A 12,333-nucleotide genomic window follows, 5' to 3' on the forward strand; every position below is an offset into this window, starting at 1 on the left:
GCTTGTTGGAGTGCGGCATCGGCAAAAAGTGCCGCGCTAATCTGACTCTTGCGTAAAACAGGCGCGTAATCGGGGATTCGTCAGCAGCCACAGCAGCGCCACGATATCCGCCACCACCAGCGCGACGCCAATACCCGAAAGCGGTTCACCCAACCACCAGAGCACGGGTTGCCAGAACAGCAGCGCGAGCTGGGCGAGGATCAGCAGCCAGCGAAGGGCGCGCCACAGACGCGGGATTACGTGCCGCCGACCGCTGCATAAAAAAGCCACCACCGCCGGTACGCCCGGCAGTAAGCCGAGCCAGAAAGCATCGTGATCGGGATAAAAGAGATTCAGCAGCGTATCGCCCTGCCCGCGCGAGGCGCCGGCCATCACAAACAGCACCCAGGTGCGGGCCTGCAGGAGCAAAACGCACCAGAATAAAAACGGCAGCCTGACGCGGCCCTGTGCATCAAAGTCAGCCGGGTGGATCTCAGTACTCTTCATCTTCGATTAGACGCTTACCTAAGCTCAGCACGTCAGCGTGCTCATAGCCCAGACGTTCATACATGCCCAGCACCACGTCGTTATCTTCCCGCACCATGATCTGAATTTTCGGACAGCCGCGGGCGATCAGCTTCTTCTCAAGCCGATTAAGCAGCGCGTTGGCGATGCCGCGCGCCCGGTATTCCGGGTGGACGCCCAGATAATAGGCCGAGCCGCGATGGCCATCGTAGCCGCCCATCACGGTACCGACGACCTCGCCGTTCACTTCCGCGACCAAAAACAGGCTAACGTCGTGATTCAGCTTACGTTCGATATCCATTTCCGGATCGTTCCACGGACGCAGCAGATCGCAGCGCTCCCAAAGGGTGATCACCTCTTCGAAATCTTCCTGGCGAAAAACGCGTATCTCCATGGTATTAACCGCCTTTTCGGGTTTAAAAACAGTGATTATGGCGTGAACGGGGCGTTTAGCCAATAACCGGGGAAAATCTCGCCAAAATTTGGCATAATGTCACTTTGTCACGTATTGAAATGAAAAGTAAAACAATTCTCAATAAGGACTGTCGTAACGGGAAACACGATACGATATAACACCAGGACCCCTTTTTTTAGTATTCAGGCCGCATGAGCACATTCAAACCATTAAAAGCACTCACATCGCGTCGTCAGGTTCTCAAAGCGGGGCTGGCGGCCTTAACGTTAACGGGCATCGCAAAGCAGGCTCAGGCAAAAGACGAGAGCACGCTCAAAACCAGTAACGGACACAGTAAGCCAAAAACCAAAAAGCCGGGCGCAAAGCGTCTGGTGATGCTCGATCCGGGCCACGGCGGGATTGATACCGGTGCCATTGGCAAAAACGGTTCGAAAGAAAAACACGTCGTGCTGGCGATTGCAAAAAATGTGCGATCGATTTTACGCAGCAACGGCATTGACGCCCGCCTGACGCGCACGGGCGACACGTTCATTCCGCTGTACGACCGCGTCGAGATCGCCCACCAGCACGGTGCGGATCTGTTTATGTCCATTCACGCGGACGGCTTTACCAACCCTTCCGCCGCGGGCGCGTCGGTGTTTGCCCTCTCCAACCGTGGCGCCAGTAGCGCCATGGCGAAGTACCTTTCTGACCGTGAAAACCGGGCGGATGAAGTGGCCGGAAAGAAGGCCACTGACAAAGATCATCTGTTGCAGCAGGTGCTGTTCGATCTCGTGCAAACGGACACCATCAAAAACAGCCTGACGCTCGGCTCGCATATTCTCAAACGGATTAAGCCAGTGCACCGCCTGCACAGTAAAAGCACCGAACAGGCGGCGTTTGTGGTGCTGAAGTCACCGTCCATCCCGTCCGTGCTGGTGGAAACATCCTTCATTACCAACCCGGAAGAAGAACGACTGCTCGGCACCACGGCGTTTCGCCAGAAGATCGCCAACGCCATCGCCTCCGGCATTATCAGTTACTTCAACTGGTTCGATAACCAAAAAGCGCACTCCAGGAAACGTTGATGAAACCCAATGCTCAACTGGTAAAAACCTTCCTGCTGCAGCTGCAGGATGCGATCTGCCAGAAACTGGCCGCCGCAGACGGTGGTGAATTTCAGGAAGATAGCTGGCAGCGCGAGGCCGGCGGCGGCGGGCGCAGCCGCGTGCTGCGAAACGGCGGTATTTTTGAACAGGCGGGCGTAAATTTCTCCCACATTCACGGCGACGCCATGCCCGCCTCCGCTACCGCGCATCGCCCTGAGCTGGCGGGCCGCAGCTTCGAAGCGATGGGCGTTTCGCTGGTGGTGCATCCACATAACCCGTTTGTGCCCACCAGCCACGCTAACGTGCGTTTTTTCATTGCGGAGAAGCCAGGGGCCGATCCGGTCTGGTGGTTTGGCGGCGGTTTCGACCTCACGCCCTACTACGGCTTCGAAGAGGACGCCGTGCACTGGCACACCACCGCGCGGGATCTTTGCCTGCCGTTTGGCGAAGACGTCTACCCGAAATTTAAAAAGTGGTGCGACGACTACTTTTACCTGAAGCACCGCGATGAGCAGCGCGGCATCGGCGGGCTGTTCTTTGACGATCTCAACGTGCCCGATTTTGACACCGCGTTCAGCTTTATGCGCGCGGTGGGCGAAGGCTTTACCGATGCCTATATGCCCATCGTCGAACGCCGTAAAAACACCGACTACGGCGTGCGCGAGCGTGAATTCCAGCTTTACCGCCGAGGGCGCTACGTGGAGTTCAACCTGGTGTGGGATCGCGGGACGCTGTTCGGCCTGCAGACCGGCGGACGCACGGAGTCGATTCTGATGTCGATGCCGCCGCTGGTGCGCTGGGAGTACTGCTACGAGCCAAAAGAAGGCAGCCCGGAGGCTGCCTTGTATGAGTTCCTTAAAGTACGCGACTGGGTTTAACTGCCGGATGGCGCTGCGCTTATCCGGCCTACTCAACCCGTAGGTCGGGTAAGCGAACGCGCCACCCGACTCACAAGGCTTACAGCGGCTGCGTCTGCGCCTCAACCACAGCCAGCGCCACCATGTTCACGATGCGGCGCACGGAGGCAATCGGCGTTAACACATGCACCGGTTTCGCCACGCCCATCAGCACCGGTCCTACGGTCACCCCTTCAGAGCTGGAGACACGCAGCAGGTTGTAGCTGATACGCGCCGCTTCCACGTTCGGCATAATCAGTATGTTCGCCGACCCCTTAAGCGGGCTGTCCGGCATACGTTCGTTACGAATGCTTTCCACCAGCGCGGCATCGCCGTGCATCTCCCCGTCAATCATCAACTCCGGCGCGCGCTCGCGCACCAGCTCCAGCGTCTGGCGCATTTTGCACGCCGCCGCCGATTTGGACGAACCGAAGTTAGAGTGCGACAGCAGCGCTACCTTCGGCTCGATACCAAAGCGACGCACCGTTTCCGCCGCCATCACGGTGATCTCCGCCAGCTCGTCCGGGGACGGATCGTCGTTAACGTAGGTGTCAGCAATAAAGGTGTTGCCGCTCGGCAGCAGCAGCGCGTTCATCGCCCCGGCGGTGTGGACGCCGTCGCGATAGCCGAAGATCTCCTGCACCACGCTAAAGTGCTCGTGGTAGTCGCCGATGGTGCCGCAGATCAGCGCATCCGCCTCGCCGCGATGGACCATGATCGCGCCGATCACCGTCGTGTTGCTGATAACGGCTTTCTGCGCCTGCTCCTGGGTGATCCCCCGGCGCTTCATGATCGCGTAGTATTCGCTCCAGTACTCTTTGAAGCGCGGATCGGATTCGTTGTTCACGATCTCGAAGTCCACGCCCGGCTTAATCTGCAGGCCCAGCTTCTGGATCCGCATCTCGATCACGCTCGGACGACCGATCAGGATCGGCTTCGCCAGCCCTAAGGTGATCAGCTCCTGGGTAGCGTGCAGCACGCGCGCCTCTTCACCTTCCGCCAGCACCACGCGCTTCGCGTCTGCGCGGGCCTGAGAGAAGATCGGCTTCATGAACAGGTTGGTTTTATAGACAAACTCGGTGAGCTTATCGACGTAAGCGTCGAAATCCTGAATCGGACGCGTTGCCACGCCGGAGTCCATCGCCGCTTTGGCGACGGCTGGCGCAATTTTGACAATCAAACGCGGGTCGAACGGTTTTGGAATGATGTAGTCCGGGCCAAAGCTTAGATCCTGATCCCCGTACGCGGAGGCGACCACTTCGCTCTGCTCGGCGTGGGCCAGCTCGGCGATGGCGTGAACGGCGGCAAGCTTCATCTCTTCATTGATCGCCGTCGCGCCAACGTCCAGCGCGCCGCGGAAGATGAACGGGAAGCAGAGCACGTTGTTGACCTGGTTCGGGTAGTCCGAGCGGCCGGTACAGATAATGGCGTCTTCGCGCACCGCTTTCGCCAGCGGCGGCAGAATTTCCGGCTCCGGGTTCGCCAGGGCCAGAATCATCGGCGCGCGGGCCATTTTCTTCACCATCTCCTGGGTCAGCACTTTCGGGCCTGAACAGCCGAGGAAGATATCCGCGCCGTCAATCACGTCCTCAAGCGTACGTTTGCCGTCGTCCTCCACCGCATACGCCGCTTTGGTTTCCGCCATGTTCGGCTCGCGGTCTTTGTAGATAACGCCCTTAGAGTCGCAGACCACGATATTGTGTTTCTGCATCCCCAGCGCCACCAGCAGGTTCATACAGGCGATAGCCGCGGCGCCTGCGCCAGAAACCACCATGCGCACGTCGGAGAGGTTTTTCTCCACCACGCGCAGGCCGTTCAGAATGGCGGCGGTGCTGATAATCGCCGTCCCGTGCTGGTCGTCATGGAACACGGGAATGTTCATACGCTCACGCAGCTTCTGCTCGATATAGAAACATTCCGGCGCTTTGATGTCTTCCAGGTTGATCCCGCCGAAGGTCGGCTCCAGCGCGGCTACCACGTTGATGAATTTATCGGGATCGAGTTCGTCCACTTCGATATCGAACACGTCGATACCGGCAAATTTCTTGAACAGTACGCCCTTCCCTTCCATCACCGGTTTACCGGCCAGTGCACCAATGTTGCCCAGGCCCAGCACCGCCGTCCCGTTAGAGATAACGGCGACAAGGTTACCGCGCGCGGTGTATTTGTAGGCCGCAAGCGGGTCTTTTTCGATTTCCAGACACGGTGCCGCTACGCCCGGCGAGTAGGCCAGCGCCAGATCCCGCTGCGTCGCCAGCGGCTTGGTTGGGGAAACCTGAATTTTACCGGGGACGGGGAACTCGTGAAAATCGAGGGCACTCTGTTTCAACTGCTCATCCATCTTATTTTTCCTTTCACGTATCGATCAAAAGGGTGACGTAAGCGATCCTGATGCACACCCTGGTGTGCCGCCTAGTATCGCCTCAGGACAGCGCATAAACTTTGAAGGCTGCCAAACTCTCACCATCACACATTAAAAATTGTTATCAATTTATAACAGCCATGTTACCCGTCTCAAAAGCAATGCCTGCCCCGTCTGCTATGCTTTTTTGTTAAGTCCATCATGATTTTCTCAGAAGTGTGAACTAACGCACTCATCTAACTCTTTTATTTCCAAGGAGTAATGATTTATGAACCAGCTAGACGGCATCAAACAATTCACCACCGTGGTTGCAGACAGCGGCGATATCGAGTCGATTCGCCACTATCAGCCGGAGGACGCGACCACCAACCCTTCGCTGCTTCTGAAAGCGGCGGGGCTTGCCCACTTTAGCCATCTGATTGATGACGCGATTGCCTACGGTAAACAGCGCGGGAAAACACAGGAACAGCAGGTTGCTGAAGCCAGCGATAAGCTGGCGGTTAATTTTGGTGCGGAAATTCTGAAAAGCATTCCGGGGCGCGTTTCGACAGAAGTGGATGCCCGCCTCTCATTCGATCAGGAAAAGAGTATTCACAAAGCGCGCCGCCTGGTGGAGCTCTACCAGGAGCAGGGGATCGATAAGTCACGCATTCTGATCAAGCTCGCGTCCACATGGGAAGGCATCCGCGCGGCGGAGATTCTGGAAAAAGAGGGGATCCACTGCAACCTGACGCTGCTGTTCTCGTTTGCCCAGGCGCGCGCCTGTGCCGAAGCGGGCGTGTTTCTGATCTCGCCGTTTGTCGGGCGCATCTACGACTGGTATCAGGCGAAACAGCCGATGGATCCGTACGTGGTAGAGGAAGACCCTGGCGTGAAGTCGGTGCGTAATATCTACGATTATTACAAGCAGCACCGCTACGAAACCATCGTGATGGGCGCCAGCTTCCGCCGCACCGAGCAGATCCTCGCGCTCGCAGGCTGCGACCGTCTGACCATTTCCCCCGATCTGCTGAAAAAGCTGCAGGAGAGCGACGAAACGGTGATCCGCAAACTGGTGCCTACCTCTACTGTACTGCCAAAACCGAAAGCCATGACCGAAGCGGAGTTCCGCTGGGAGCACAATCAGGACCCTATGGCCGTAGAAAAACTGGCTGACGGCATCCGCCAGTTCGCCGTCGACCAGCGCAAACTTGAAGATCTTCTCGCCGCCAAACTTTAACCTTGCCACGGAGTGAACTATGTCCCGTAAAGAGCTCGCCAACGCCATTCGCGCCCTCAGTATGGATGCCGTACAAAAAGCCAATTCCGGCCACCCTGGCGCCCCGATGGGAATGGCCGATATTGCCGAAGTGCTGTGGAACGACTTTCTGAAGCACAACCCCACAGACCCAACCTGGTACGACCGCGACCGTTTTATTCTCTCCAACGGCCACGCCTCGATGCTGCTCTACAGCCTGCTGCACCTTTCCGGCTACGATCTGCCGCTGGAAGAGCTGAAAAACTTCCGCCAGCTGCACTCTAAAACGCCGGGCCACCCGGAGATCGGCTATACCCCGGGCGTGGAAACCACCACCGGCCCGCTGGGTCAGGGTCTGGCGAATGCCGTCGGTCTTGCGATTGCCGAGCGCACGCTGGCGGCGCAGTTTAACCAGCCGGACCATCAGATTGTCGACCACTACACGTATGTCTTTATGGGTGACGGCTGCCTGATGGAGGGGATCTCCCACGAGGTCTGCTCGCTGGCGGGCACGCTGGGGCTCGGGAAGCTGATTGGCTTCTACGACCACAACGGCATCTCCATCGACGGGGAAACCGAGGGCTGGTTTACCGACGACACGGCGAAACGCTTTGAGGCCTACCACTGGCACGTGGTGCACGAGATCGACGGCCACGATCCTGAGGCGGTGAAAAAAGCGATTCAGGAAGCGCAGAGCGTGAAGGACAAACCGTCCCTGATTATCTGTCGCACCACCATCGGCTTCGGCTCGCCGAACAAAGCGGGCAAGGAAGAGGCGCACGGCGCGGCGCTGGGCGAAGAGGAAGTGGCGTTAACCCGCCAGAAGCTGGGCTGGAAGTATCCGCCATTTGAGATCCCGAAAGAGATCTACAGAGCATGGGATGCCCGCGAAGCGGGTGAAAAAGCCCAGCAGGCGTGGAACGAAAAATTTGCCGCCTACAAAAAAGCGCACCCGGAGCTGGCGGCCGAGTTTTCCCGCCGCATGAGCAGCGGCCTGCCGGAGGACTGGGACGATAAAACCCAGGCGATGATTGAAAACCTGCAGTCCAACCCGGCGAAAATCGCCACCCGTAAGGCGTCGCAAAATACCCTCAACGCCATCGGCCCAATCCTGCCTGAGCTGCTCGGCGGCTCGGCGGATTTGGCGCCAAGTAACCTGACCATCTGGTCCGGCTCGAAATCACTGAAAGAGGATATTGCCGGGAACTACATCCACTACGGCGTGCGCGAGTTCGGCATGACCGCGATTGCCAACGGCATCGCCCATCACGGCGGCTTCGTGCCCTACACCGCCACCTTCCTGATGTTCGTCGAGTACGCCCGAAACGCGGCGCGCATGGCGGCGCTGATGAAGGCCCGGCAGATCATGGTCTACACCCACGACTCCATCGGCCTGGGGGAAGATGGCCCGACGCACCAGGCGGTGGAACAGCTGGCGAGCCTGCGCTTAACGCCAAACTTCAGCACCTGGCGTCCGTGCGACCAGGTGGAAGCGGCGGTGGGCTGGAAGCTGGCGGTTGAGCGCCACAACGGCCCCACGGCGCTGATCCTGTCGCGCCAGAACCTGGCGCAGATCGAGCGCACCCCGGAGCAGGTTAAAAACATCGCCCGTGGCGGGTACATCCTGAAAGACAGCGGCGGCAAGCCGGACGTGATCCTGATTGCCACCGGTTCCGAGGTGGAAATTACGGTGAAAGCGGCGGAGAAACTGACCGCCGAAGGCCACGCGGTGCGCGTTGTGTCCCTGCCTTCAACGGATATCTTTGACGCCCAGGATGAGGCGTATCGGGAATCGGTGCTGCCGTCCAACGTCGCGGCACGCGTGGCGGTGGAAGCGGGTATTGCCGACTACTGGTATAAATACGTGGGGCTAAAAGGAGCGATTGTTGGCATGCGGGGTTACGGTGAATCGGCACCTGCCGACAAGCTCTTCCCGTACTTCGGCTTTACCGTTGAGAACGTGGTGGAGAAGGCGCTGAGCGTGCTGTAGTGCGTTCTTCGTTGCCGGGTGGCGCTGTCGCTTACCCGGCCTACGGTTCGAGGTTTTCTAAGCCGCCACCCGGTAAAACTAGCGGGTGATCCACAGCGTGGGCCAGGCGTCTGGCCCATTCCAGCTATCGCAGCTTGGCTCTTCCGCATAGCGCACCAGGCGGAAGCGCTGGCCGTCAAAACGCCAGCGCGTCTGGATCCCGCAGTCCCCGATACCGCGTCCCAGCGCCAGCGTCGTCAGCTCGCGCGTTTTTTCATCAAAGCTGGCGTTCATCAGCTCCATGTCGCTGCTCTGGCTGGAGGGGGTAAACGGCAGACGTAACCTGACGCTGCGGGCAGTGAACGGTTTTTTACGTGATACCAGCCACGCCAGATCGACCGTGTTATAGGCTCCTGCCTCACAGCTGACGATTAACAGCGCTTTGTCGTCAGTTAATGCGGTGACGCGTACTTCACGGCGGTTAGGATCCAGCGAGCACTGGCTGTTGTTCATCCGCCAGGTTCCATAATCCAGCAGATCGTTCAGCTCGCTATGCGTCAGCGGCGTCGGCGTCGGGTTCACCACGGCCACCTTTTTTAATGCTGGTGCAGGAGGCACGCTTAGCGGCGGGCTATCCCCTTTTTTAATCCATGCCGTTTCGCTGCCAACGCGCTTCTGCTGGGCGTCGATAAACAGCAGCGCCGCCTTCAGCCCGACCAGCGAAATCGTCTGCTTCCCCCCGCGCAGGGTCAGCGCCTGCCCTTCCTGAATAGTTTTCAGAAATGCGTTGAGGGTACCCGTATCGTCGGTCTTGAGATGCCAGGGCGTTAACTGCCAGTGCTGTGAATTGAGTTTTAGCGGAACGTTGTCGAGCAGAAGGCGCGGGGCGATGTCCGGCTCTTTTACCGGAGGGGCCGAAAGCCCGCCGAGATCGATGCGCAGGCTGGCGTCCGTTTTCGCGCCGGCGCTACGGCTCAGCGTCATAACCAGACCGCGATGTTCCCCCGTATTCCGGGCAACACAAAAATTCTGGTTATTGCAGGTGACCTGCCAGTCTGAGAAAGACTGCTGCGCAGGTGCCGCCCACACCAGAGGCACGGGTAGCACGCAGAAAAAGAAGAGAAGCAAAACGCAGTAGCGCATGAATGGCACAGCCCCGGAAACGAAAAGGTCAATCTGGGGCGTATCTTCGTGCCCAGCGCGGGCGGGCTCAATCGGATTTATCGGATAGATTTATCTGAAATGCAGGCTATTGCGACATCGGTTTGGGGTTCATTAACCCGCTGGTTTGTAGATATTGCAACAGGATCACCGCTTTACCGTCGCGGATCTCGCCGCTTTTCACCATCTCAACGGCCTGAGCGAAAGGCATTTCCAGCACTTCAATATCTTCATCCTCCACGCCGCCACCGCGATGCGTGCGCTGGGCATCGGTATATTCCGCAATGAAGAAATGGACCAGCTCGGTCACGCCGCCAGGTGACATGAAAAGCTCAAAGACTTTTTGCACCGCGCCCACTTCAAAACCGGTCTCCTCGACGGCCTCCTTGCGGATGCAGACTTCCGGTTCATCGTCATCAAGCAGGCCGGCGCAGGTTTCAATCAGACGCCCGTCCGCGTTGCCGTTGACCCAGGTCGCGACCCGAAACTGGCGAATCAGCACCACGCTTTGCTTTTCACGATTATACAGCAGAATGGTTGCGCCATTGCCCCGGTCGTAGACTTCGCGTTTGTGGCGAATCACGTCACCGTTCTTACGGGTTAAATCGTAAGTGATATTCCGCAGGACAAAGTAATTTTCAGAGAGGATTTTGTCTTTGATAACGGTAATGTTCAGGGACATACGGGCTCCACGGCAAAATGAGTCTGTTTATACTACGCCGTGAAGCCCGCTTTGTCGCCCGTCGATTAAGACGGCGCGTCTCTTCTCGTCAGATTTCATGTTAATCCCCAAAGCGGCTTTTGGATCAATAACCTTATTTTTAGTATGAATAAGCTATTTGCTCACTACCGCGTTATCAGGCAATGTACAACTGCCCGTAACCTGTGGCAGAGCCATTTTATTCAGAGAGCCGTTCCGTGACCGTTAAACGCCCCGTTTCCGGAAGCCTTGCCTGGGCTTTCTTTTCGATCATTGCCCTGTCCGTGCTGACCAGCACCGTCGCGCTGCTGACGCTTGCCAGCAGCCAGCGTGATGCCGAAGCCATTAACATTGCGGGTTCGCTGCGCATGCAGAGCTACCGCCTCGGCTACGAGATGCAGCGCAACAGCCCCTCCCTTAAGGCGCATCTTGAGAACTGGCAGCAGACGTTAAGCGCGCCTTCCCTGGAGAAGCTGAACCGCTGGTACGTCCCGGAAAACGTCAAGGCGCGCTATCAGCAGCTGCATGTGGCCTGGCGGGAAATGGATAAGCACATCGCCCGCGGCGACAGCGCATGGTATGACGCTAACATTGAGGATTTTGTCGGCCGCATTGATGCCTTTGTTCTCGCCCTCCAGCACTACACCGAAAATAAAATCCAGACGGTGACCCTTCTCTCTCTGGTTGGCGCGCTCGGGATCCTGCTGCTGACGCTGTTTACCCTGCGGCGCATCCGCCGCCAGGTGGTGTTGCCACTGAACAACCTGGTGGCCGCCAGTGAACGGATTGAGCGAGGTGAATTTACCACCCCGGCGCCGGACACCGCGCTGCCCAACGAGCTGGGCCAGCTTTCCCGCGCCTTCAACCATATGTCGGGCGAGCTACATACTCTCTATCGGTCGCTCGAAGCCTCCGTCGCGGAAAAGACGCGGCATTTGCATGAAGCCCACCAGCAGCTCGACATGCTGTTCAAATGCTCTCAGGCGCTGAATACCGGACAGATTGACAGCCTGTGCTTCCGGCATATTTTACAGATTGTCCATGAATACACGCAGATGAATTACCTGGAGCTACGCACCAGCGACGACTGGCGGCTGTGTGAAGGGACAGAGGTGAGCGGCATTTCTCTGCAAACCCTGCCGGTGCTGATGCAGGACACCCTTTACGGCGAGCTGCGCTGGCAAAGCGAGACGGGCAGCGTTCCTCTTCCGCTGATGAGAAGTGTCGCGACCATGCTCGGGCGCGGGCTGTACTTTAACCAGGCGCAGAAACACTACCAGCAGCTGCTGCTGATGGAGGAGCGCGCCACCATCGCCCGCGAGCTGCATGACTCGCTGGCGCAGGTACTCTCCTATCTGCGGATCCAGCTCACGCTGCTTAAACACGCCGTGCCGGCGGAAAATGCCCCCGCGCAGACCATCATCACCGACTTCTCCCGCGAGCTGAACAACGCCTGGCAGCAGCTGCGCGAACTGCTGACCACCTTCCGCCTGACGCTAAACCATGCGAATTTACCCGCGGCGCTTCAGGAGTCCCTCGATGCCCTGCAGAGCCAAACGCAGGCGAAGCTGTACCTCGACTGCCGCCTCTCCTCGCTGGCGCTTGACGCGCAGAAGCAGGTGCATTTGCTGCAGATCGTGCGGGAGGCCGTCCTGAATGCGATTAAGCACGCGCAGGCCAGCGAGATCACCGTCAGCTGCGTAACCGCCGTGGACGGCACGCACAACGTCAGCATTCGTGACAACGGCATCGGAATTGGCGAGGCCAGCGAACCGCCGGGACACTACGGGCTGAACATTATGCGAGAACGCGCGCAACGGCTCGGCGGAATGCTGCACTTCTCGCAGCCGCAAAACGGCGGAACGCAGGTCAGCGTGACGTTCCCCACACCCGCGCCGTTAACAGGTAAATAACGGTAAAGGGGGAAGCGCCGGGAAAAGCGCATGATAATTTACATTATCTCCTTTATTTCTCCACGTTTGGCCTGGGCCTTGCCGCTAA

General features: G+C 58.3%; 10 protein-coding genes. 5 read left to right on the forward strand and 5 right to left on the reverse strand.

Going from position 1 to position 12,333, the window contains the following annotated elements; all coding sequences use genetic code 11:
- Positions 1-36: 36 nt before the first annotated feature.
- A complete protein-coding gene (locus tag HBM95_16425) occupies positions 37-486 on the reverse strand; it encodes a DUF2919 domain-containing protein (GenBank protein NIH44506.1) in 450 nt (149 codons plus the stop codon).
- Positions 473-898 carry a GNAT family acetyltransferase gene (locus HBM95_16430; GenBank protein NIH44507.1) on the reverse strand — a complete coding sequence of 142 codons (426 nt, stop codon included), beginning with the start codon at positions 896-898 and terminating at the stop codon, positions 473-475. The genes HBM95_16425 and HBM95_16430 overlap by 14 nt, the downstream gene beginning before the upstream one ends.
- A 212-nt stretch (positions 899-1,110) precedes the next feature.
- Between HBM95_16430 and amiA the strand changes: the two genes are divergently transcribed.
- Both amiA and hemF read left to right on the forward strand, forming a co-directional pair.
- Positions 1,111-1,986 carry an N-acetylmuramoyl-L-alanine amidase AmiA gene (gene amiA / locus HBM95_16435; protein ID NIH44508.1) on the forward strand — a complete coding sequence of 292 codons (876 nt, stop codon included), beginning with the start codon at positions 1,111-1,113 and terminating at the stop codon, positions 1,984-1,986.
- The gene (hemF, locus tag HBM95_16440) at positions 1,986-2,885 is read left to right on the forward strand and encodes an oxygen-dependent coproporphyrinogen oxidase (protein ID NIH44509.1); all 900 of its coding nucleotides are present in this window, start codon (positions 1,986-1,988) and stop codon (positions 2,883-2,885) included. Before amiA ends, hemF begins: the two co-directional genes overlap by 1 nt.
- 79 nt (positions 2,886-2,964) lie before the next feature.
- On the opposite strand, the gene maeB is transcribed toward hemF, so the two are convergent.
- Positions 2,965-5,244: an NADP-dependent oxaloacetate-decarboxylating malate dehydrogenase gene (gene maeB / locus HBM95_16445; GenBank protein NIH44510.1), complete on the reverse strand. Its 2,280-nt coding sequence runs from the start codon at positions 5,242-5,244 to the stop codon at positions 2,965-2,967.
- Between the two features lie 289 nt (positions 5,245-5,533).
- On the opposite strand from maeB, the gene tal reads away from it, so the two are divergent.
- Positions 5,534-6,484: a transaldolase gene (gene tal / locus HBM95_16450; protein ID NIH44511.1), complete on the forward strand. Its 951-nt coding sequence runs from the start codon at positions 5,534-5,536 to the stop codon at positions 6,482-6,484.
- 19 nt (positions 6,485-6,503) lie between these two features.
- Positions 6,504-8,492 carry a transketolase gene (tkt, locus tag HBM95_16455; GenBank protein NIH44512.1) on the forward strand — a complete coding sequence of 663 codons (1,989 nt, stop codon included), beginning with the start codon at positions 6,504-6,506 and terminating at the stop codon, positions 8,490-8,492.
- 78 nt (positions 8,493-8,570) lie between these two features.
- Here the strand turns inward: tkt and HBM95_16460 are convergent, their stop codons facing one another.
- Both HBM95_16460 and nudK read right to left on the reverse strand, forming a co-directional pair.
- Entirely contained in the window at positions 8,571-9,614 is a 1,044-nt protein-coding gene (locus tag HBM95_16460; GenBank protein NIH44513.1) for a DUF1176 domain-containing protein, read from the reverse strand.
- Between the two features lie 106 nt (positions 9,615-9,720).
- Complete coding sequence (gene nudK / locus HBM95_16465) at positions 9,721-10,314, reverse strand: GDP-mannose pyrophosphatase NudK (GenBank protein NIH44514.1); 594 nt, start codon at positions 10,312-10,314, stop codon at positions 9,721-9,723.
- Between the two features lie 236 nt (positions 10,315-10,550).
- Between nudK and narQ the strand changes: the two genes are divergently transcribed.
- Entirely contained in the window at positions 10,551-12,245 is a 1,695-nt protein-coding gene (gene narQ, locus HBM95_16470; protein ID NIH44515.1) for a nitrate/nitrite two-component system sensor histidine kinase NarQ, read from the forward strand.
- Positions 12,246-12,333 lie beyond the last annotated feature (88 nt).

The sequence above is a fragment of the Enterobacter asburiae genome, assembly GCA_011754535.1.
GTDB lineage: Bacteria > Pseudomonadota > Gammaproteobacteria > Enterobacterales > Enterobacteriaceae > Enterobacter > Enterobacter cloacae_N.

Coding starts and splice junctions, on each gene's coding strand:
- HBM95_16430 (NIH44507.1), bottom strand. CDS start 898: ATGGAGATACGCGTTTTTCGCCAGGAAGATTTCGAAGAGGTGATCACC.
- hemF (NIH44509.1), top strand. CDS start 1,986: ATGAAACCCAATGCTCAACTGGTAAAAACCTTCCTGCTGCAGCTGCAG.
- HBM95_16425 (NIH44506.1), bottom strand. CDS start 486: ATGAAGAGTACTGAGATCCACCCGGCTGACTTTGATGCACAGGGCCGC.
- nudK (NIH44514.1), bottom strand. CDS start 10,314: ATGTCCCTGAACATTACCGTTATCAAAGACAAAATCCTCTCTGAAAAT.
- amiA (NIH44508.1), top strand. CDS start 1,111: ATGAGCACATTCAAACCATTAAAAGCACTCACATCGCGTCGTCAGGTT.
- HBM95_16460 (NIH44513.1), bottom strand. CDS start 9,614: ATGCGCTACTGCGTTTTGCTTCTCTTCTTTTTCTGCGTGCTACCCGTG.
- maeB (NIH44510.1), bottom strand. CDS start 5,244: ATGGATGAGCAGTTGAAACAGAGTGCCCTCGATTTTCACGAGTTCCCC.
- tal (NIH44511.1), top strand. CDS start 5,534: ATGAACCAGCTAGACGGCATCAAACAATTCACCACCGTGGTTGCAGAC.
- tkt (NIH44512.1), top strand. CDS start 6,504: ATGTCCCGTAAAGAGCTCGCCAACGCCATTCGCGCCCTCAGTATGGAT.